We start from the raw sequence: 20516 nt of genomic DNA, 5'->3' as shown, positions 1-20516 counted from the left end.
CGCACCCTATTTTTCACGCAATCGAAGCCGCTACTTCGCCGATGTCATGATTCCAGGGGGAATCAGGCAGACCAAGCGGTTTACCACCGCTGATGAACGTGCGGCGCGATATGGCGAACGTACACTTCCCGCGCGCGTTGCATCGCGTCGTCGGACAGGGGCGCGAGGTTCGCCGCCGCGACATTCGACGCCGCCTGGGCCGCGTTCTTGCTGCCTGGAATGATGACCGTGACGGCATCTTCCATGAGGATCCAACGCAGGGCGAACTGGGCCATCGTCGCGTCCACCGGCACGAGGCCGCGCAGTTCGTCGACCGCCTTCAAGGCGACGTCGTAGGGCACGCCCGAGAACGTTTCGCCCACATCGAACGCCTCTCCATGACGATTGAACGCGCGGTGGTCGTCTGCCGCGAAAACGGAATCCGCAGACAATTTGCCCGTGAGCATGCCGCTCGCCAGCGGCACGCGCGCGATGACCGCAACGTTCTTCTTTTGCGCCTCGCGGAAAAAGAGGTCGGCAGGACGTTGGCGGAACATGTTGTAGATGATCTGCACCGAGACCACATTGGGATATTCGATCGCCTTCAGCGCTTCCTCGACTTTTTCGACCGAAACGCCATAAAAGCGGATTTTGCCGGCGGCGACGAATTCGTCCATCGCGTCGAACACTTCGGGGCGGTAATAGACCTCCGTGGGCGGGCAGTGCAATTGCACCAGGTCGAGCGTGTCGACGCCCAGGTTCGAGAGACTGCGGTTGACGAAGCTCTCGAGTTCGCGCTTGTTCAAATAGCCGCTGGTCACGTGCGGGTCGAGCCGGCGCCCGAGCTTGGTGGCCACGATGGGGCGTTCGCCGCCGCGTTCGCGCAGCACGTCACGGATGATGCGCTCTGAGCGGCCGTCGCCGTAAACATCGGCGGTGTCGATGAACGTCACGCCGTTATCGAGCGCGGCATTCAGCGCGGCCCTCGCGTCATCCTCGGCGACGCTGCCCCACGACCCGCCGATTGCCCATGCCCCGAAACCGATTTCCGACACATTCCAGCCGGTACGACCGAATTTTCTCGTCGAAAGCGTCATTGATTTGCCCCTCCTGTAGTTGGTCCTGAGTTGGTCCTGAGTTGGCGAAGTTCCTCTGCGTTCGTTAGTGTAGCTGGCTGTTGTCTTCGCTGTTGGAAGCGCCAAGCTATGCACCGCGATCGGGACTATGATTCTGACCTGACGACCATCGAGCAACCAACTGGAGACAGACAGATGACAAAGCGAGTCATAGTGACCGGCGGCAGCGGCCTCGCCGGAAAATGGGTGGTCGAAAACCTGGTGGCGCACGGCTATGAAGTGCTGAATCTGGATCGCGTGCCCATGCCGAAGCGCACCGCGCGCACGCTGATCACGGACATTACGGACGCGGGCCAGGTTTTCAATGCGATCGCATCGACCACGGCGCCCGTGGAATTCGCCGACGACCTCGAGCCGAAGCCGATCGACGCGATCGTTCATTTTGCGGCCATTCCCCGCATCATGCTGACGCCCGATAACGAGGTCTACCGCATCAACGTGATGGGGACCTACAACATTCTGGACGCCGCTGCGAAGCTGGGCGTGCGCAAGGTGATCGTGGCGTCGAGCGAGACGACATACGGCGTGGTGTTCGCCCACCGGCACCGCGATCCCGCGTATTTTCCGCTCGACGAGACCTATCCCGTGGACCCGATGGACAGCTACGCGACCTCCAAAGTGGTCAACGAAGTGACAGCGAAGGCATTTCAGGCGCGCACCGGCTCGGACATCTACTGTTTTCGCATCGGCAACGTGCTCGATCCCGAGGACTACGCGAAGTTCTCCACGTGGCTCAAGGACCCGGCGCTGCGCAAGCGCATTGCATGGAGCTATATCGATGGGCGGGACCTTGCGAACGCGTGCCGGCTGGCCATCGAAACCAGCGGCCTCGGCTTCGAGATCATGAACGTTGCGGCCGACGACGTGTCGTCCGACCTGCCCACCCAGACCTTGCTGGATCGATACTATCCGGGCGTGCCGGTCAAGAAGGCGCTCGGCGAATTCGAAACGTTGCTCAGCAACGAGAAGCTCAAACGGCTGCTGGGCTGGAAGCAGCAGCACTACTGGCGCGACGAGGCGAAACGCTTCAATCCGTAAGCGCGGTCAACGCTGTAAACGGCACGGGGCCAGCTTCACGCCGGCCCCGTTCACGAAAGCGACGCCCCTCGCGTTACGCCGCGAGCTTGAGCGCTTGCGAGAAGTCCGCGATCAGGTCGTCGATATCCTCGATGCCCGCCGAAAGCCGCAGCATGCCGTCGGAAATGCCCATTGCCTTGCGTGTTTCCGGGCCGGCTTCGAAAAAGATCGTCGGCGCGACGGGAATGATGAGCGTGCGCGTGTCGCCGAGACCCGTGGCCTTGATCGGCAGTTCGAGCGCGTTCACGACGTCGATCATGCGTTGCGCATTGAGCAGTTCGAACGAGAGCAGCCACGACGCGCCCTTGAACAGCTTTTGCGCGACCTCGTATTGCGGATGGCTCTTGAGGCCCGGGTAAAACACCTTGCCAATGGCGTCATGGCCTTCGAGAAACTGTGCGAGCGCGAGCGCGTTATCGCTGCTTTGCTTCACGCGCAGCGCGAGCGTTTCCGCGCCCTGTGCGATGGAATGCGCCTGCTCGGACGACAAGGACGCGCCCATGTCGCGCAGGCCCTTCTTGCGGATTTGCAGGAGCCCTTGATCCTTCGCGGCCGAACGCCGATAGTCCTCGGCGATGTTCGGATAGGCGCTCCAGTCGAACAGGCCCGTATCCGTTACCGCGCCGCCGAGCGCGGCGCCGTGGCCCGCAATGGTCTTCGTCAACGAGTTGATGACGAGGCTCGCGCCGACCGCCTTCGGCTGGAACAGGGCGGGCGAGGTAATCGTGTTGTCGACGACGTAGACAATGCCGCGCTCACGGCACAACTCACCAATGCCTTGCAGATCGGGAATCTGCGTGCCCGGATTCGCGATGGTTTCGACGAATACCATGCGCGTGTTCGGCCGGATGGCGTCCTTCACGTTTGCGGCGTCGCAGGCGTCGACCGTCGTGACTTCCACGCCCAGCGCGCGCAACGTGCCGAACAGGCTGTTGGTGTTGCCGAACACGTAGCGGCTCGACACGAGATGATCGCCCGCGCGCAGCAGCGTAAGGAACGTGGCCGTGATCGCGGCCATGCCGGTGCTGAAGCAGACCGTGCCGGTGCCGCCTTCCAGGCTCGTGATCTTGCGCTCCAGCGCGGCGGTCGTGGGGGTGCCTTGCCGCGCGTAGTTGAAGCCGCCTTTCTTCGTGCCCTGAAACACGCCGATCAGGTCCTCGACGCGCTCGAAACCATATTGCACGGAGGTATGAATCGGCTGGCGCACGCCGCCGTGCTCGGTGCCCGATATTCTGTCGCCGTGAACGATGCCAGTGGTGAAGCCTTGCTTGCTCATCCTTACTCCGTTTCTCAAGTCGGTTCAGTCAGGCAGATTATCGCCTGTAACGCGTGTTGCCGGCATGGGGAAGCGCGGGCGGCTGCGCTAACGCAGTTCGGATTCCGACGGTTCCAGCACGCCGCGCAGCTTGCCGAGCAGCCAGTTGACGAGCGCATTGTTGTGCCGGTAGTGATTCCACGTGGGAATCTGGCGGGCTCCCAGAATGCGTTTGAACTCATAGGACGTCGCGCCCAGTTCGATTTCCTCGAAGCCTTCGCGGATGCCGAATTCGACCGCGCGAATGAACATGGCGAAGTACAGGCCGTATTCATGACTCCTGGTGTAATCCAGTCCGATATAGCGGTTGACCAGATAGCGCCCGTTCCCGAGCAACTGAGTGAACCCGATCAGCTCGTCGTCCAGAAAGAACAGTAAATAATGGCTCAGGCTACGGGTATTGGCGAAATACTCGGGCGTCAGCTTCTCGAACTTCAATTCGGCTTTTTGCCACGTGTTCAGATACAGCGCATACACGCATGCAATGAGATGATCGGGCAGATTCGCGCACTCTTCATAGCGCAGAGCGGCTGCTTTCTTCAGCTTGCGCTTAAGCAGGTTTCTGCGGTCGCTCTTCATCGCCGCGTAGTACTCCGGGCCAATTGAAAGCACGGGCACGGGCAGGCCTTTTGCCGCCACGAAGCCCTGCAACGGCATATCCTCGCCGAAACCCTTGTAGGCGAGCAGGCTTCCTTTCTTCGCAAGCGCCGTGCTGATGGCGGCGAGCGTCTCCCGCGAGACTTCTCCGTGAATGCGGCCGAGATCCACGCTCGGATGCCCGATGCAGGCCAGCTTGAAGTGGACCCAACTCAAACTGCGCTTCAGCCAGCCGTTGGGAAGCAGGGTGTTGAGCCGGAAATCCATCACGAAGTAGGGCGCCACGGTAGCGAGCGCGCCGTCGCGGTAAACGGCGAAATAACCGAAGCTGAAATCATCCAGGCCTGCAGTTTGAAAGGCTTGATAATAGTCCGCCCCTTCAGTCTCTTCGTGCAAAAAACCCACTGGCGGATTGGTCAGATCCTCGACGTGCAGCATGAATTCCCGTCCCCTTTTTTGATTGCTTTATGGGCTGCTTGATGTTAGGCACCGATTGGTTGGGCACCGATTGTCGGCGATCTGCGCCTCGTTGTCGATTGCCGCCGTAGCGCTCGCGCAGGCGCCGCGGACATCGTCTGTGCGCGTCAAAGCTGCGAATCGAGCAGGGCGGCCACGTATTCGAGCAGCTTTTCGGGCAGCGAGCGGCGGCGCCAGTCGTCGAGCGTGATGCGTTTCGCGAGGGCGGCGTCGGCGTCGAAAATGGCCGTCTGCTGACGCGCGAAATCGCGGTCGTAGATGTTGAGATTGGCTTCGTCGTTGAGCTTGAACGATCGGCTGTCGAAGTTGGTCGAGCCGACCGACACGAGATATTCGTCGACGACGATCAGCTTGCAGTGGAACATGGTCGGCTGATACTCGTACATCTCGACGCCCGCCGCGAGGAGGTCGCCCCAGCATGCACGCGACGCCTCGCGCACCGTGTGCGTATCGATGCGCTTGCCCGGCGTGATGATGCGCACCCTCACGCCGCGCTTCGCGGCCTCGACGATCGCGTTGATCGTGAGTTTGTCTGGCACGAAGTAGGCCGTCGACAAATGGATCGAGTGCGAGGCAGCGGTGATCGCCATGAGATACATCAGTTGCATGTCGTCGCTGCCGCCCGAGGGCGAACTGCTGAACATGTGCGCGAGGCCCTCGCCCGCGGCGTCTATCTCGGGGAAGTATTGCGGACCGTGCAGCACACTGCCCGTCGCCTTGACCCAGTTGTCCATGAAGACGGCCTGCATCTGTCCGACCGCCGGGCCTTCAAGGCGAAAGTGAGTGTCGCGCCAATGTTTGTAGTCCTGTGCATGGCCGGTCCATTCGTCGGCGATTCCCACGCCGCCCGTAAATCCGATGCGTCCGTCGATCACGAGGAGCTTGCGGTGCGTGCGGTCGTTCATGCGGCCAAGTCCCGTCCAGTGCGGCTTGTGATACAGCACCAGCTCGGCGCCGGCCTCGCGCAACATCCGCTGATAGCGCTTTTCCATCTTCGACGAGCCCACCCAGTCGAGCAGCACATGCACGGCGATTCCCGCTCGCGCCTTGTCGGCCAGCGCGCTGGCGATTTCCTCCCCGATCGCCCCTGACCAGTAAATGAACGTTTCGAACGTGATGGTGTGTTGCGCCGAGCGTATGCCCTCCAGCATCGACGGAAAGATTTCGTCGCCGTTCACGAGCGCCTCGAAGCGGTTGCCTCCGACGACGGGCGGCCCGAGCAGCAGTCCCATCGAGCGGATGAACTGCGGACTGTCGCTTGCGTAAAGCCGTTTGATCTTGTGCTCGACCTTCTTCTCGCCGCTCGTGAGGTTCGCGATCATCAGGATAACGACTAGCGTCACCACGACGGTCACGGCTATGAGGGCAATTGTCGACATGCGTAGGCCTCGCTTGGCGGATAGATCCGTGGATGTCCCCGGCACCCGCCTGGGAACGATGCCGTGCAGGTAGCACATTGCGTGCGCAAGCTACGGTCGGGCGCGTTCAGGCCGCGCTGCGGGGAATATGCCACGAAATGACGGACACGAATGCGGAGGGCGAGGCTACCGGAGGCGCCGCGTTTAGCAGCGGCGAAAGCGGGGGCCAGCTTGCGTTGCACGAGCCAGCCAGGCAAGCGCCCTTAGAGTGTGAGCACGCGGGCCTCGATGCGCGCGAGACGTTTGACGTGGCGCGGCGCGGGCACGAGATCGGCGCCGGAAAACAGCACAGGGGCGCCGTGCTGCGCGTCGAGCGATTTGTCCCCGCTTTCGTACGCGACAATTACCTGCTCGCCCACGGCCGTATTGAACAGTTCGTGCCACGAAAACGTCACGAAGTAACCGTCATGACCCACGGCGAGGAACACCATGCGCTTGAAGTCGCCGTCCACGTCGTTGCGCAGTTCCGCCCGCGCCAGCAGGTCCGTGAGGCGCACGCCGCGGTAGGGCGCGACAGTCCGGATGAAGCGCTGCGTGGTGTAGCAGCGCAGATCGAACGCGGGACACGTTATGGCCGGATATTGCCGGAGCGCCTCGATCGAAAGGGCCATCGGCCGCACGAGGCTGCCCGTGAGGACAAGCGGGGCGCATTGCGCAGCGGTATTGTCGATTGGGTCGAGGGCGCTCGCGCTTTCCATACATGAGTCTCCGGTCGTTCGATATAGCTTCGCGTATATTACGCTACCGGGCACCCGCAGTCAGCATCGACGGTGAGATACCGGGCATGCCGTAGCGGTGATGTCGCCGGAAAGCAATTTCAATCTATTTGATACGTCATCCTTATTAAATCGAATCTTCCCTTCCGCCCGGAATAGATCGGCTTTGTCGGCTGTTGTAGGGGCTGACCGTGAGCACTTTGTCTCCTGCGATCACCCCCGAAACTGCTGAGGCGGACTCAAATGAAATTTCTCGTTACTGCAACGTCTGCGGCTGGACACATCAATCCTCTGCTTGCCATCGCGCGCGTCCTGGTCGAGGAAGGACATGAAGTCCTCGCGCTGACGGCGGAGGCGTTCAAAGACCGGTTCATAAAAAGCGGCGTGCAGCACAAGGCGTTCACTGGAAAACCCAACAGGGATCTTTCCAGGATATTCGAATACTTTCCCGAACGAGCCGACCTTGCGCCGGGCGCCGAGATGCTGCTGTTCGACATGAAGAAGGTGTTCATCGACATCATTCCGGAGCAGTATCAGCAATTGACGCAGACGCTGCGCGAGTTTCCCGCAGACGTCGTTATTTGCGACCAGCTTTTTCTCGGCTCGTTTCCGCTTCTGGACCGCCCTCGCGAACAGAGACCCGCTGTCGTGCATTGCGCCATCAGCATTCTATGGTCCGCCCGCGACGATCACGCGCCGATGGGACCAGGCCTGCCGCCCGCGCAAACCGACGAGCAGGTGAGCGCCTATAAGCAGATTCTCGACGGGTTGCAGGAATCGTTTTACGAGCCGGTCGCGCGTTCGCTCAATGAAGTTCTGGCGAGCGTCGGCGCGGCGCCCGTTGCGCAAACGCTTTTCGACGCCACGGTCTATCGGCCGGATCTCTATATACAGGCTACCGTGCCGGAATTCGAATATCCGCGCGCAACGCTGCCGGAAACCGTGAGGTTCGTCGGGCACCTGCCCGGTTCGGTTCAGACGCGGCTGCCGGAATGGGCGCGCGATATCGATCCCGCGAAAAAGGTCGTTCTCGTTACGCAGGGAACGGTGGCGAATTTCGACCTCGGGCAACTCGTCGGCCCAACGCTGACCGCGTTGAATGGCCGCGACGATCTCGTCGTGCTGGTCACGACGGGCGGCAAGCCGGCAACGGCCATTCCCGCGCCGATTCCGGCCAACGCGTATGTCACGGAGTTTTTGCCTTACGAACTGATCATGCCGTTCGTGGACGTACTCGTCACAAACGGCGGATACGGAACCGTCAATCACGCACTAAGCGAAGGCGTGCCGATTGTCGTGGCCGGCCTTACCGAAGACAAGGCGGAGATCGCGGCGCGCGTTCAGTGGTCGGGTTGCGGCATCGATCTGAAATCCAATGCGCCCGATCCCGCGTCGCTACGGGAAGCGATCGACGAGGTCTTGCAGACTTCCGACTATTCGGAAGCGGCGAAAACGCTGAAGTCCCGTTACGCGGCGTTCGATACCAAAGCTGAAATCATCGGGCTGCTCACTACGGTGCAATAGGGCGAACATGAATCCGCGCTGCTCGCTTTACTCACTCACAATACTCTTCTACAGTGCGTTACATCCATCTAATGCGATAGCGATCGGAGGGACAGCATGAGCAGCACACTCGGCATGTCGAAGCAGGAACTCGTGGCGCTCGCCGAGCGCCGGCTCGAAAGCGGCGTCAGCGACGGCGCGTGGAATCTGCCGCAGAAACTGGCGTTGACGTGCCGCATCCTTTTCGATGGTGGTCACGACTCGGGGCTTGCCGGGCAGATTACCGGGCGATCAGGCAGCGGCACGTACTACACCCAGAGGCTGGGTCTTGGCTTCGACGAGATCACGCCGACCAACCTGATCGAGGTGAACGAGGATCTCGAAGTCGTTGCGGGAGAGGGCATTCCCAATCCGGCGAACCGTTTTCATACGTGGATCTATCGCGCGCGGCCGGAGGTGAACTGCATTATCCACACGCACCCGCCTCATGTATCCGCGCTGTCGATGCTGGAGGTACCGCTGAGCGTTTCGCATATGGACACGAGCCCGCTCTACGACGACTGCGCATTTCTCGAGAAATGGCCCGGTGTGCCGGTGGGCAACGAAGAGGGCGAAATTATCTCGGCGGCGCTTGGCGAAAAGCGCGCAATCCTGCTCGCGCATCATGGCCAGCTCGTGGTGGGCAAGTCGGTGGAGGAAGCGTGCATGCTCGCGCTGTTGATGGAAAAAGCCGCGCGGCTGCAACTGCTCGCGATGGCGGCCGGCACGATTCGCCCGCTGCCGCGCGCGCTCGCGAGCGAGGCGCACGACTGGGTCTCCACGGAAAAGCGCGATCGCGTGACGTTCGCCTATTACGCACGGCGTGCGCTGCGTGTGCATGGCGACTGCCTGGGTTGAGCCAGGGCACGCCGGCGAACTAGAGATCTGCCTCCCCTTCAAACGCTTCAAAATGAAAATCGGCGATAAGCGCAGGGGGTGCATCCGCGTCTGGCGTCGATGTAGCGTTTTCCCGTGCGGCGCCATTCAAGGCAACGACGTCGCTCGCGAAAAACACGATGCCGGTTATCACGCCGCCGCCCAGGAGCCACAAAAGCTGATACCAGTAGAAGAACGGCATGCCGTCCCACATGGGGTCGATCTTGTCGCAGGCGGGCACGACGATAAGGGCCAGCCACGGCACGTACAACAGGGAAAGCCAGCGTCGCAGCGATTTGGGATTGCCTTTCAATTGCGTAGCCCTTCGAGAGTCGTCGCGGCTTGGGAAGCGGCGATCTGGAAGGCACAACACGCGATCGGTGAAGCATATTCCTCGAAAAAGTGGAGATTGGAAATTAATAAGGTTAGCGAAGCAAATCCGTATGGTGCGCGCAAGGGTGAGGTCGAGCCTGCGCAACGCCTTCATTCGACGGAGTCCGTTTAAATGCCAGCGCACACGGATACCGAACTTTTTCGCCTTCTGGCAAACAGCTATCGCGGCCTGTTAGGCGTCGCGCTCGTACCCGAGGGCATGAGCGACACAGCGGGCGCGGCCTGGCTCTACGAGTGCGCGCCGTTCGGCTTGCTCGCGCACGGTACGCAGGCGGACCCCGTTTTCATGTATGGAAATCGTCGCGCGCAGGCGATCTTCGGCTATGACTGGGACGAAATCACGTCGCTGCCTTCGCGCCTTTCGGCGCAGGCGCCGGAGCGCGGCGAGCGGCAGGCATTTCTCGATTCGGTGACGCGCGAAGGCTTCGTAAAGGACTATCGCGGCATCCGGATCACGAAGTCGGGGCAGCGCTTCTGGATCGAGCGCGCCACCGTATGGCAACTGATCGACGAAGCCGGCGTGTTGCGCGGGCAGGCTGCGATGATTCCGCACGTCGCGCCTTGTTGATGCGGATGAGCCGGTACGCGGGCTAAATGCGGTCGCGGCGCGCGACCCGTTAAAATTGCAACGGTCGGCGCTGGGGCAGGCTCCAGCGCTCGTGATTTCCTTGCCCATTCCCACTCAGTCCACGCGTGAACACCGCTATCCTCGAACAACTGCGCGACGGGCAACTCGCTGGCGCGCGACACCTCAAGCTCGCCTGCGGGTTGACCGAATTTCCGCGCGAGATATTCGACCTCGCCGACACCCTGGAGGTGCTCGACCTCTCGGGCAATGCGCTCACGTCGTTGCCGCATGATCTGCCGAGGCTACGCAAGCTGCGCATTCTGTTCGCCTCGAATAACCCGTTCACCGAGTTGCCGCCCGTTCTGGGTGAGTGCGAATCGCTGAGCATGATCGGCTTCAAGGCGAACCGCATTCGTCATGTTTCGGGCGGCGCGCTGCCGCCGCAATTGCGTTGGCTGATCCTGACCGATAACGACGTCGACGCGTTGCCGCCCGAAATCGGCGAGCGCCCGAATCTGCAGAAGCTGATGCTTGCGGGCAACCGGCTGAGGTCACTGCCCGAGACGATGGCCGCTTGCAGCCGGCTCGAACTGCTGCGCATTGCGGCGAACCGGCTCGACGCTTTGCCCGACTGGCTGTTGCATCTGCCGCGACTCGCGTGGCTGGCCTACGCGGGCAATCCGCTGAACGCCATGCGCGAGCAGATGGCGCTGGCCCATGCGCCGTCGCCCGATATCGACTGGCACACGCTCGCGCTTGGACAAACGCTCGGCGAAGGTGCCTCGGGCGTGACGCATCGCGCGACGCGCCTGTTGCGCGACGGCCATCCCGTGGAGGCGGTCGCCGTCAAGCTGTTCAAGGGCGCGGTGACGAGCGACGGTTTGCCGGAGCTTGAAATGGCGGCTTGCCTGCAGGCCGGGGCGCACCCGAATCTCATCCCGGTGCTTGGCAAAGCCACGGGTCATCCGCAGGGCGAGCATGGTCTCGTGATGGAACTGATTCCGCCGTCGTTGCGCAATCTCGCCGGGCCTCCGAACCTCGACTCGTGCACGCGGGACGTCTACGCGCCCGATGTGCGGTTCGACAGGCCGGTGGCGTTGCAGATCGCGCGTGGGATCGCATCGGCGGCGCGGCATCTGCATGCGCGCGGGATCATGCACGGCGATCTCTATGCGCACAACATCCTGCATGACGGCGCCGGACACGTATTGCTCGGCGACTTCGGCGCGGCGTCATTGCACGATATCGGCGATCCTGATCAGGCGCAGGCGCTTGAGCGTATCGAGGTGCGTGCGTTCGGGTGCCTGCTGGAAGAACTCGCGCAACGGTTGGTTGGGCAGGGGCATGATCGCGCCGCCGGGTTCGAAGCACTGACAGCCGACTGTTTCGCCCAGCAGGTCGGGATGCGTCCCTCGTTCGATGAGATTGTGGAGCGGTTGGATGCGTTAGGCGATTGAGTTTGGCGGTCGATCCGGTACGCAATTCATCCAGTTACGGATCCAACAAATCCTGTTCGGCTGGCTGGTGCGCAGGCGTTTCAATCGCCATACTTAAGGTGTCTTACCGGAAACCCGTTCCGGGCGAGTTTGTGAACGCTGTGCATGGGTTGCAGAAGGAGGGTGAAATGGTTGACACCACAACCACGAGGCCGCGCGCAATCGGCTTCAATCACGTCGCGCTGGAAGTCGGCGATATCGAGGAAGCACTCGCTTTCTATGGACGCATCTTCGACTTTCAGTTGCGCGGCAAGAGCACGACGATGGCCTTCATCGATCTCGGCGATCAATTCATCGCACTGCAGGCGGGACGCAAACAGGCCGCCGACGACGGACGGCATTTCGGTCTCGTCGTCGATGACAAGGAGGCGGCGCGGGCCGCGCTCACGGCGGCGGGCGTCAAGTTGCTAGACGGTCCGTTTCTGGATTTCCGCGATCCATGGGGCAACCGCATCGAGATCGTGGGCTATGAGAACATCCAGTACACCAAGGCTCCGAACGTCCTGCGCGGAATGGGTCTCACGCATTTGACGAAGAACGAAAGCGCGAAAAAGGAACTTGCAGAAAAGGGGATGGCTGCGAGCTAAAGTTTAGTTATGCCGAGCGCTTTTCGGCAGTGGTGCGTGGTGTGGTTTCGCTCAATTCGGTTGCGGCTGCGGCTGCGTTAGCGGTTGAGGCGGTTGCGGTTGAGGCGTTAGCGGCTGCGGCGCGGTGATCGGTTCGAGCCCGCTGCGCATGATCGCGGGCGCCGCATCCGGCGAAGACAAAAAGCGAATCAGCGCCTCGGCGCCAGCGGGATTTTTCGCAGTGGTCGCGACGGCGCCGGAGTACACCACATAACGCTGCAACTCGGCGGGCAAAGTGCCGACCACCGTCAATCCTTTCACGGGCAACAGTTCCACGATCTGCTGCAAGCCGATTTCCGCGTCGCCGTTCGCAACGACAGTGGCGACCCGTTCGGCGGAAACCATGTGGCTTTTGCTTTTTACGCGCCCTTCGATGCCCAGGCGCGCAAACACCTGGTCGGCGATATCGATGCCGCTCGCGGTTTGCGGATAAACAATCGACTTTGCTTCAAGCAACGTGCGGCGCAACGCATCGACAGAACTGATGTCCGGCTTTGGCGCACCCGCGCGCACCACCACACCGATAGGCGAGCGTGCGAAGTCCACCTTGCTGCCGGGCACGACGTTGCCGGCGTGAATCTGGTCGTCCAGCGCAGAACTGGCCACGATCAGCACGTCCGCCCACTCGCCACGCGCAAACCTCACAGGAATGGCATTCAGGGCTGTACCCGTCGCGGCTCCCCAAACAGTGACCAATGTATTGCCGGTCTCGTCTTCGAATAGCGGGCCCAACTCGCGATACGCGGGCGCAAACCAGCCCGACACCATGACCTTGACCTGATCCGCCAAGCACGCACTCGGACCCATCAACGCGAGCGTTATGCAGAACGCGAGTGTGCAAACCCTCAGCTTATGAATAGTCATGACTGATTTGGCGCGGTCATGCATCGACCCTATTTGTGATGAAAGCGTGCGACGCAAACATGTGACGAAAGACGAAAGCGCATTGCACACCCCTCTTTTGCATCGTTTATACAACACGTTCGTTTGTGCACACACGACTTTGCACCGCCTCTGCTAGTCTTTTCCCAGCGACAGTTTTGGCGGTTATCTAACTTGACGCGTGCGAGCGTGAAATCGAAAAGAGGGGGGCTTATCCATGTTGCATTGGCTTTCGAATTTGATTGCTCACAATGCCGCAACGCCGGAAAAGCAGGCTCAACGCGCGCTGGGTGAATTGCGCATGGCGCTGTTCCAGGCCGAGCAGCGGGTTCTGGATGCACAATTACAGGCCGAGTATTACCGCACGCGAATTGCGTTTTGCGAGGAAGTGCTGAAGGCGGGCATCGAACAGGTGTCTGACCAGCGCAAAGGGCAACGCGAACCGGTGACGCACGATTTGCGACCGAGCCTCAAACTGACGACTTCGCAATAGGCGGGCAACGGGGTGGATAACCGTGAGCATGGCCTGGGAATGCCGATTCATATAATCGGCATTCCGAATTAATTTATTCCACCGGATTACAAGACGAGTCGCTACACGCGCGGAAGATCGTCGATGGACTTTTCGACGTTGCCGTCCGGCACTTCCAGATCGATTCCATCGACGCCGTTGGGATGCGGCACCGGCTTGATCTTCGGGCCAAGAAATCTCATGCCGCCAAGCGTAAATACCGAATACACTACTGCGCCCGAGCGGATGTCGTTAGTGACGGCCGCGACCTCGGAAATGGTCGGTGTCGAGAGCCAATCGTGCGTTTCGGGGTCGATTTGCGCCCAGCGCACGTGTGTGACCCGGTCGGTTGAGGAACTAATACGTACACCGTCGATACCGTAGGTAGCCATAGCCGTTACCCCCGAGGCGAGACTTCCATGGTAATCCGTTCGCTGCGGGGGTGGTAGCGCTCCCTTGATCAAGGTCCGCTGTCGCGAGCCGTACGCACCGTCAAATGGTTCGAGACCGAAGTGACGCCACGCACCGATGCAGCCGCGTCGCCAGCCCGCGCGATCTGCGATTGGTGCGGAACCGACCCCGTCAACGACACGACGCCATGACGGGCCGTGACATGAATCGCGGCGAAATTCAATCCCGTGGTGCGTGTGAGGGCCCGGCGTACGTCGCGCACCAACGCACTGTCCGATCGGCTCGATTGTGCAGGCCCGCTTTCTTGAGCGGACGCCTCTCCGGGCGCGCTCGCGGCCGTTTGTGCGTGCGCATTAGCCGCGCAAGCTGCGATGGCTATGGAAATCAGCGTGCGGCCGATTTGGCTTTTATGGTTAGTTTTCATCCTTTCTTCCCTTGGCCAGGTACGTGCCAACCCTCAGAAGTCATCTCGGCGGGCGAGATGCGTTTTCGTGCTCAACGCTTGCCGGGAAACGAAAACGTCGCACGCGCGCTGCCGTTGCCGGCGACGTTCACGCGTTGTGTCCTCGTTACGTTGTTATAGGTCGCGGTGACCGTATAGCGTCCACTGGGCAATCGCACGAGCATGTAAGGACCGTGCGAACGCGTGTCGAGCAAGGATGCGCCGCCTGCGCTTGTAATCTGCACCTGCACGTCCGCGACATAGCTCGAACCCGGGCCGGTAAACAGCAGGGAGAGTGGCCACTGGCTGCGCGCGTGCCGCAGCGCCGTGGATTCGTCGCGGCCAACCCCGCCGGACACGAACGAAACGTCGCCTTGCTGCTCCGTTTGCGGCATGCCCGTTTGCGCGAGCGCGCCGCCGGCCAGCGCGAATGCGCAAGCGGCGACGAGGACGGTAGAAGCGATGCCGGGAACCTTGCGTTGCCTTTCCATCGTGGTCACTCCTTACGGTGATGTCGATTTTGCGCGCTGAAGCTTGCGTCGGCGTCGTAACAGATTAGCGTTTTTCGGCCCGCCCCGCGCCCTGCACGCTACGTCCGGAGGGTGCCCTGCCGTATTCGCCGGCGTCATGCCGTTCACATCGAATTCTGACTTTCCGTTGCATCCGCAACAATCAGATTACTTACATATTACGTTTTGCTGTCGAATTCGCGCCTTTCATGCGTGTTAGCTACTGCTAGCCGGGAAAATACTGAGATAAAAGCCCGTAAGGGTACTCAATAGTTTTTATATGATTATTTGGAGTTTTGCTACATCGATCGGCGAGACCAGAGCGGACGCAAAAAGGCAAACGTTTGCGTTGCGCGACTCAGCCGGTCTCCCCCGCAGGAAGTTTGCCGGTGCCTGACGCGGCCCGACACTCTGCAAGACCGTGTTTACCGGTCTGATCAGTACTCCATAACGTATTCGAACTCTCGGAGAGACATATGAGGATCACCCGTTGGCCCGCCGCTGCCGTAATGGTTGCGATGGCCGCTACCGCCCATGCCGGCGACAGCAGCAACGACGTACCTTATCCATTGCCGATGCCGTTGATGGCCGTCCCGCAAAACTTCGGCGCGCACATTCGCGCGGACCTGCTGCTCAAGCTCATGACGCAGGACGAGAAGCTCCAGTTCATCCATTCCGAATATCAGATGAGCGCCGTGCCGGGCGGCGGCGCAGGCTACATTCAGGGCGTGCCGCGTCTGGGCATTCCCGACCTGAATATGGTTGACTCCGCAACGGGTTCGGGCAGCACGAGTCAGAAGAGCACGACCTTCCCGGCGACGATCGCGCTTGCGGCAAGCTGGGACCCGTACCTCGCGCGCGATTTCGGCGCACGCATAGCCGACCAGTTGCGCGAGCAGGGATTCGGCATGGGCCTGGGCGGTGGCACGAACCTGGCGCGCGAACCGCGCGGCGGCCGCCTCTTCGAGTACCTCGGCGAAGACCCGGTTCTCGCGGGCGAAATGCTGGCAGCGCGCACTATCGGTACGCAAAGCCAGCAGGTGATCGCCACGATCAAGCATTACGTCGGCAACGAACAGGAAACAGGCCGACAGGGTGGCAACAGCCAGATCGACGAGCGCACGCTGCGCGAACTCTATCTGCTGCCGTTCGAGATCGCGGCGAAGGAAGCGCGGCCGGGCAGCGTGATGTGCAGCTACAACCGCCTGAACGGCACTTACGCATGCGAAAACACGCATGTGCTGACCGACGTGTTGAAGAAGGATTGGGGCTTCCAGGGCCAGGTGCAATCGGACTGGGGCGCGACGCATAGCACGGCCCCGGCGATCAACGCGGGCCTTGACGAGGAAGAGGACGTCGGCCCGACGGTCTATCTCACGCCTGATCTCGTCAAACAGGCCATCGCCTCGAAGGCGGTCTCGCAGGACCGACTGGACGACATGGTGCGGCGCAAGCTCTATGTGATGATCAGCACGGGCGTGATGGATCATCCGGCGAAGGGCGGCGCCACGATCGACTTCGCGAAGTACAACGTGTTCACGCAAGCCGCCGAAGAGCAATCTATCGTTCTCCTGAAGAACGACAACAGCCAGTTGCCGCTTTCGGCGCCGAGCCTGCACAAGATCGCGGTGATCGGCGCTCATGCCGATACGGCCGTGCTGAGTGGCGGCGGCTCGGGCAATACGCGCGACCCTGTGACGGGCAACTTCTCGGGTTGCGGCGGCCTTGCCTTTGCTTCGTCAACGGGCTGCGGATGGTGGACTAACCCCTGGCTCAAGCTCAATACGCCGATCACCCAGGCGATCCAGCAACTCGCGCCCTCCGCGCAGGTCAGCTTCGCGGGCAACACCGACCAGACGCAGCCGTTCCGCGCTTATACGCAGCAGGAGATCACCCAGGCCGCGACGCTCGCGAGTCAATCCGATGTGGCGATCGTCGTCGTGGCACAGCCCGCGGGTGAAGACTTCGGCGATCTGCAAAGCCTGGCGCTTGCTAATCCGTCGAATCAGGATCAACTGGTCGAGGCCGTTGCAAAGGCCAACCCGCGCACGATCGTGATCATCGAAAGCGGCAATCCGGTGCTGATGCCGTGGAAGGACCAGGTCGCGGCGATCGTCGAGGCGTGGTATCCGGGCGAGGGCGGCGGCAAGGCAATTGCTAACGTGCTGTTCGGTGAGGTGAATCCTTCGGGCAAGCTGCCGGTCACGTTCCCGGTGCGCGATCAGGATACGCCGACGTGGGGGGCGAACGGTGCCTTCGCGACCGATCCTGTGTACTCCGAAAAGCTGGACATGGGCTATCGCTGGTATGACGCGAACAACATCACGCCGCTTTACGAGTTCGGCTATGGTCTCTCGTATACGCACTTCAGCTATTCGGGACTGACGGTGAAACAGGGTCCGGGACATTCGCTCACGGCGTCGTTCACGGTGCGCAACGACGGTCGCGTAGCTGGCGCGGAAACGGCACAGGTGTATCTGGGCGTGAGTTATGCGGGCGAGCCGCCGCATCGTCTGGTGGGCTTCCAGAAGGTGTTTCTGAGGCCGGGCCAGTCGCAGCCGGTGCGCGTGACGATCACCGAACGTGCGCAGAGCGTTTGGGACACGACGCGTAATAACTGGGCCTATGTGCCCGGCGGCGCAGTCTATGTGGGCGCATCTTCGCGCGATATCCGCCTGCAAAGCCGATAATCAGGGAGGCGCGTGGAGGTTGCGTTGGCGGCCTCCACGCTTCAATAGGTGAGAACGCCGGGCTCGCGAACGTTTGCGAGCCGGTTCAAAACCAGATTCGCAACGCTTTTCGTATCCGTCATTCGCACGCGCGAAATCGCAAATGCGAATTGCCGTAAGCGCAAATGAGTTGCGCGGGTAATCCCCATTCATTCTGAATAGGGATACCGGATAAACTTACCCACCCGGCCGTGGGCCTTCCTCCGTTTGCGCGTTTTCCAGAGATGCATCGTCACGCTTCGCTGTGACTCTGTCTTGTAGTGCCGCGCGCAGGCGACGCATGGAAGCTGAACCGAGAAGAATACTAAATCAGCCATGAGACTGATCACACGCGCAGTGAACTGGCTTACCGAAGGCAACCGCCGCGGTCGAATCGTTGCGGTGCTCGTCCCTTGGTGGGTGAGTGCCGTGGCGGCGGCCGTGCTTGCTCAGCATTCCCGTGCCGCGGTAGCGTGGCTCGCAGCGATGGCCGCTTGCACCACGATGCTGCTGCTGCGCCTCTTCCAGCGCCTTGCCGCCCGTTTGCGTTTGAGCGAAGAGCGCCTTAGCCTCGGGTTCGAGGGCATCAATGCGGGGCTATGGGACTGGGACCTGGTCAACGACCGTGCCTACTATTCTCGCTACCTGTATCAGCAACTCGGTTACGGCGACGGGGATCTCCCCATGGACACCCACGCCTTCAACGCGCTCGTGCATCCGGCGGATCTGCTCCGCTTGCGCGAGACCATCATCGATCACCTGAAGCACGACAGCCTTTACGACGTGGAGTACAGGCTGCGAATGGCCGGTGGTCAATACCTTTGGTGTAGAGGGCGCGGCAAGGCCATACGCGATGAGAGCGGCCGTGCGACGCGTATCGTCGGGTGCCTCTTCGATATCTCCGAACTCAAGCGCGCAGAAGCGGCCGCCGCGAAGGAAAAGAGCCTCACTGAAGCGACGCTCGCTTCCATCGACGATGGTGTGATCAGAATGGACAACCAGGCGCGCGTGACTTATTGCAACGCCGCCGCCGAACGCATGCTGGGGCGTCCCTCGCGCGACGTTTATCAGAAGCCGCTGTTCGACGTCTGTGATCTCTATGATGAGCGGACCGGCAATATCGTCACTGCTCAATGCCTGCACAACCGCGCAGCAGCGGCCGACGACGCGGAACGCAGACTTTCGGTGACGCGCCCCGACGGTTCGCTTCTGCCCGTGGCGTGCTCCGTTGCGACGATCCGCGACGACGAAGAGGAAATGCTGGGCACGGTGATGGTGCTTCGCGACGCCAGCACGGCGCGCAAGCACGCCGCCGAACTCGAATATCAGGCAACGCACGATCATTTGACCGGTTTGCTGAACCGCCGTGAATTCGAGCGCCGGTTATCGGCTTTGCTCGAGAAGACATGGACACATTCGCATGCAGTGATGTTCCTCGACCTCGATCAGTTCAAGGTCGTCAACGATACGTGCGGCCACGCGGCCGGCGATGAACTGATTCGCAGAGTAGGCACCGCCTTGAAACAACAACTGTGCGCGGCCCATATACTTGCGCGCCTGGGCGGCGATGAATTCGGCGTCGTACTGCCGCAGTGCGGCGTCGACGACGCTCTGCGAGTCGCGGAGGATCTGCGGGAGGCGGTGACAGTCATCCGGCTGCCGTGGGACCAGCACCTGCTCACGACCGGCGTGAGCATCGGCGTAGTGGAAGTGGACGCCGCGCAAACCTCGACGTGGGACATCATGAAGGCGGCCGACGTCGCCTGTTATATGGCCAAGGAAAAAGGCCGCAACCGCGTGCATCAATATTGCCTCGAAGACCAGCTCCAGTCGACCACCCATACGCAGATGGAGTGGGTGGCCCGCGTAAGAGCGGCGCTCGAGCACGACCGGTTCCGCCTGTACGCGCAACAAATCAAGTCGCTCAAGGAGAGCGGTTCCGGCGAGGAAGTGCATGTTGAATTGTTGCTGCGCATGATCGACGAATCCGGCGGCGTCATTCCTCCCGCGTATTTCATTGGGGCCGCGGAACGTTTCAATTTGATGCCGCTCGTCGATCGATGGGTGATCCGCCGTGCCTTCGAAGCTATCGCGGCGGGCCATCTCGTGGCAAACGTCTGGTCGATCAACCTTTCCGGCGCGTCGCTTGGCGACGAGGACTTGCTCGCATATATCGTGCAGCAGCAACAACGCTGCGGTATCAGTTTTGAAAGCGTCTGCTTTGAGATTACTGAAACGGCTGTAATCACCAATCTCTCGAAAGCGATTGCGCTTATGGAAAGCCTGCGTGCGCTTGGCTGCCGATTCGCGCTCGACGATTTCGGGTCGGGCATGTCCTCGTTCACTTACCTGAAGCGTCTGCCGGTGGACTATCTCAAGATCGACGGCAGCTTTGTGCGCGGTATTGCCAGCAGCGACCTCGATCGGACAATCGTCCAGTCCATTCACCAGGTCGCGCACGCCGCGGGCAAGGCCACTATCGCCGAGTTCGTGGAGAGCGAGGCGATCATCGGGCGCCTCAGCGGGATCGGCATCGATTACGCGCAAGGCTTCTGTGTTGGGTTGCCTCAGCCTCTTCCCGAAGGGGCGGTCGAGCCGGTCTACGGGTGACCGACACCTCGACGAGCCGGCGTAGCGACCCCTAAAAATAAAAATTCGAAAGTCGCTTGACGATATCTGGAATGACCCGCATAATTCGCCTCCTTCGCTGATCGCTGCGAACGAAAACGAAGCGATTAAGACGAATTGCTCTTTAAAAATTTACAGCCGATAAGTGTGGGCGCTTGATGCGGTGGCGGCCTGGTTTCGTTCTTCGGAGCGCAGCCGGGAGTAGCGCA

General features: G+C 61.1%; 18 protein-coding genes and 1 pseudogene. 9 read left to right on the top strand and 10 right to left on the bottom strand.

Features of this window, described 5'->3' with window-relative positions:
- Positions 1 to 80: 80 nt before the first annotated feature.
- Positions 81 to 1076 (bottom strand): aldo/keto reductase, encoded by a 996-nt coding sequence (locus U5768_RS29065; RefSeq protein ID WP_322033834.1) that lies wholly within the window; start codon positions 1074 to 1076, stop codon positions 81 to 83.
- A gap of 174 nt (positions 1077 to 1250) precedes the next feature.
- Between U5768_RS29065 and U5768_RS29060 the strand changes: the two genes are divergently transcribed.
- A complete protein-coding gene (locus tag U5768_RS29060) occupies positions 1251 to 2153 on the top strand; it encodes an NAD(P)-dependent oxidoreductase (RefSeq protein ID WP_322033766.1) in 903 nt (300 codons plus the stop codon).
- 73 nt (positions 2154 to 2226) lie between these two features.
- Here U5768_RS29060 and U5768_RS29055 read toward each other — a convergent pair whose 3' ends face one another.
- The 4 genes from U5768_RS29055 to U5768_RS29040 all read right to left on the bottom strand — a co-directional run bounded on the left by U5768_RS29055 (position 2227) and on the right by U5768_RS29040 (position 6697).
- Positions 2227 to 3468 (bottom strand): cystathionine gamma-synthase family protein, encoded by a 1242-nt coding sequence (locus U5768_RS29055; RefSeq protein ID WP_322033765.1) that lies wholly within the window; start codon positions 3466 to 3468, stop codon positions 2227 to 2229.
- Positions 3469 to 3555: 87 nt separating this feature from the next.
- A complete protein-coding gene (locus tag U5768_RS29050; RefSeq protein WP_322033764.1) occupies positions 3556 to 4542 on the bottom strand; it encodes a GNAT family N-acetyltransferase in 987 nt (328 codons plus the stop codon).
- A 146-nt stretch (positions 4543 to 4688) separates the two neighbouring features.
- Positions 4689 to 5960 carry a cardiolipin synthase gene (gene cls / locus U5768_RS29045; protein WP_322033763.1) on the bottom strand — a complete coding sequence of 424 codons (1272 nt, stop codon included), beginning with the start codon at positions 5958 to 5960 and terminating at the stop codon, positions 4689 to 4691.
- Between the two features lie 242 nt (positions 5961 to 6202).
- Positions 6203 to 6697, bottom strand: coding sequence for a molybdopterin-dependent oxidoreductase (locus U5768_RS29040; protein WP_322033762.1), 495 nt, complete (start codon positions 6695 to 6697; stop codon positions 6203 to 6205).
- Positions 6698 to 6958: 261 nt separating this feature from the next.
- Between U5768_RS29040 and U5768_RS29035 the strand changes: the two genes are divergently transcribed.
- Both U5768_RS29035 and U5768_RS29030 read left to right on the top strand, forming a co-directional pair.
- Positions 6959 to 8239, top strand: a complete 1281-nt coding sequence (locus tag U5768_RS29035; protein WP_322033761.1) for a glycosyltransferase — start codon at positions 6959 to 6961, stop codon at positions 8237 to 8239.
- 96 nt (positions 8240 to 8335) lie between these two features.
- Entirely contained in the window at positions 8336 to 9115 is a 780-nt protein-coding gene (locus U5768_RS29030) for an aldolase (RefSeq protein ID WP_322033760.1), read from the top strand.
- A gap of 148 nt (positions 9116 to 9263) precedes the next feature.
- Here the strand turns inward: U5768_RS29030 and U5768_RS29025 are convergent.
- Positions 9264 to 9446: pseudogene (locus U5768_RS29025) on the bottom strand (DUF3311 domain-containing protein); the annotation flags it as partial.
- Between the two features lie 192 nt (positions 9447 to 9638).
- Here U5768_RS29025 and U5768_RS29020 point away from each other — a divergent pair.
- From U5768_RS29020 to U5768_RS29010, 3 genes are all read left to right on the top strand, one after another.
- Positions 9639 to 10094, top strand: a complete 456-nt coding sequence (locus tag U5768_RS29020; protein ID WP_322033759.1) for an MEKHLA domain-containing protein — start codon at positions 9639 to 9641, stop codon at positions 10092 to 10094.
- A 125-nt stretch (positions 10095 to 10219) separates the two neighbouring features.
- The gene (locus U5768_RS29015; RefSeq protein ID WP_322033758.1) at positions 10220 to 11551 is read left to right on the top strand and encodes a leucine-rich repeat-containing protein kinase family protein; all 1332 of its coding nucleotides are present in this window, start codon (positions 10220 to 10222) and stop codon (positions 11549 to 11551) included.
- 2 nt (positions 11552 to 11553) lie between these two features.
- The gene (locus tag U5768_RS29010) at positions 11554 to 12177 is read left to right on the top strand and encodes a VOC family protein (protein WP_322033757.1); all 624 of its coding nucleotides are present in this window, start codon (positions 11554 to 11556) and stop codon (positions 12175 to 12177) included.
- A 51-nt stretch (positions 12178 to 12228) separates the two neighbouring features.
- On the opposite strand, the gene U5768_RS29005 is transcribed toward U5768_RS29010, so the two are convergent.
- A complete protein-coding gene (locus U5768_RS29005) occupies positions 12229 to 13104 on the bottom strand; it encodes a substrate-binding domain-containing protein (protein ID WP_322033756.1) in 876 nt (291 codons plus the stop codon).
- Between the two features lie 211 nt (positions 13105 to 13315).
- On the opposite strand from U5768_RS29005, the gene U5768_RS29000 reads away from it, so the two are divergent.
- A complete protein-coding gene (locus U5768_RS29000; protein ID WP_322033755.1) occupies positions 13316 to 13591 on the top strand; it encodes a hypothetical protein in 276 nt (91 codons plus the stop codon).
- 101 nt (positions 13592 to 13692) lie between these two features.
- Here U5768_RS29000 and U5768_RS28995 read toward each other — a convergent pair whose 3' ends face one another.
- The 3 genes from U5768_RS28995 to U5768_RS28985 form a co-directional block, all read right to left on the bottom strand.
- Positions 13693 to 14001 (bottom strand): hypothetical protein, encoded by a 309-nt coding sequence (locus U5768_RS28995; protein WP_322033754.1) that lies wholly within the window; start codon positions 13999 to 14001, stop codon positions 13693 to 13695.
- 68 nt (positions 14002 to 14069) lie between these two features.
- Complete coding sequence (locus U5768_RS28990; protein ID WP_322033753.1) at positions 14070 to 14444, bottom strand: BON domain-containing protein; 375 nt, start codon at positions 14442 to 14444, stop codon at positions 14070 to 14072.
- A gap of 71 nt (positions 14445 to 14515) precedes the next feature.
- Positions 14516 to 14953 (bottom strand): carboxypeptidase regulatory-like domain-containing protein, encoded by a 438-nt coding sequence (locus tag U5768_RS28985; protein WP_322033752.1) that lies wholly within the window; start codon positions 14951 to 14953, stop codon positions 14516 to 14518.
- A gap of 494 nt (positions 14954 to 15447) precedes the next feature.
- On the opposite strand from U5768_RS28985, the gene U5768_RS28980 reads away from it, so the two are divergent.
- Positions 15448 to 17661, top strand: a complete 2214-nt coding sequence (locus U5768_RS28980; RefSeq protein WP_322033751.1) for a glycoside hydrolase family 3 C-terminal domain-containing protein — start codon at positions 15448 to 15450, stop codon at positions 17659 to 17661.
- Positions 17662 to 18015: 354 nt separating this feature from the next.
- Entirely contained in the window at positions 18016 to 20289 is a 2274-nt protein-coding gene (locus U5768_RS28975) for an EAL domain-containing protein (RefSeq protein WP_322033750.1), read from the top strand.
- Positions 20290 to 20516: the final 227 nt, after the last annotated feature.

The sequence above is a fragment of the Paraburkholderia sp. J76 genome (assembly GCF_905220295.1).
Classification (GTDB): domain Bacteria; phylum Pseudomonadota; class Gammaproteobacteria; order Burkholderiales; family Burkholderiaceae; genus Paraburkholderia.
This window is presented reverse-complemented; position numbering and strand designations above follow the sequence as displayed.

Excerpts from the sequence above, each read along its gene's own strand:
- U5768_RS29000 (WP_322033755.1), top strand. The coding sequence starts at position 13,316 with ATGTTGCATTGGCTTTCGAATTTGATTGCTCACAATGCCGCAACGCCG.
- U5768_RS29030 (WP_322033760.1), top strand. The coding sequence starts at position 8,336 with ATGAGCAGCACACTCGGCATGTCGAAGCAGGAACTCGTGGCGCTCGCC.
- U5768_RS29050 (WP_322033764.1), bottom strand. The coding sequence starts at position 4,542 with ATGCTGCACGTCGAGGATCTGACCAATCCGCCAGTGGGTTTTTTGCAC.
- U5768_RS28980 (WP_322033751.1), top strand. The coding sequence starts at position 15,448 with ATGAGGATCACCCGTTGGCCCGCCGCTGCCGTAATGGTTGCGATGGCC.
- U5768_RS29040 (WP_322033762.1), bottom strand. The coding sequence starts at position 6,697 with ATGGAAAGCGCGAGCGCCCTCGACCCAATCGACAATACCGCTGCGCAA.
- U5768_RS29035 (WP_322033761.1), top strand. The coding sequence starts at position 6,959 with ATGAAATTTCTCGTTACTGCAACGTCTGCGGCTGGACACATCAATCCT.
- U5768_RS29020 (WP_322033759.1), top strand. The coding sequence starts at position 9,639 with ATGCCAGCGCACACGGATACCGAACTTTTTCGCCTTCTGGCAAACAGC.
- U5768_RS28985 (WP_322033752.1), bottom strand. The coding sequence starts at position 14,953 with ATGGAAAGGCAACGCAAGGTTCCCGGCATCGCTTCTACCGTCCTCGTC.
- U5768_RS28995 (WP_322033754.1), bottom strand. The coding sequence starts at position 14,001 with ATGGCTACCTACGGTATCGACGGTGTACGTATTAGTTCCTCAACCGAC.
- U5768_RS29005 (WP_322033756.1), bottom strand. The coding sequence starts at position 13,104 with ATGCATGACCGCGCCAAATCAGTCATGACTATTCATAAGCTGAGGGTT.
- U5768_RS28975 (WP_322033750.1), top strand. The coding sequence starts at position 18,016 with ATGAGACTGATCACACGCGCAGTGAACTGGCTTACCGAAGGCAACCGC.
- U5768_RS29065 (WP_322033834.1), bottom strand. The coding sequence starts at position 1,076 with ATGACGCTTTCGACGAGAAAATTCGGTCGTACCGGCTGGAATGTGTCG.
- U5768_RS29060 (WP_322033766.1), top strand. The coding sequence starts at position 1,251 with ATGACAAAGCGAGTCATAGTGACCGGCGGCAGCGGCCTCGCCGGAAAA.
- U5768_RS29055 (WP_322033765.1), bottom strand. The coding sequence starts at position 3,468 with ATGAGCAAGCAAGGCTTCACCACTGGCATCGTTCACGGCGACAGAATA.
- cls (WP_322033763.1), bottom strand. The coding sequence starts at position 5,960 with ATGTCGACAATTGCCCTCATAGCCGTGACCGTCGTGGTGACGCTAGTC.
- U5768_RS28990 (WP_322033753.1), bottom strand. The coding sequence starts at position 14,444 with ATGAAAACTAACCATAAAAGCCAAATCGGCCGCACGCTGATTTCCATA.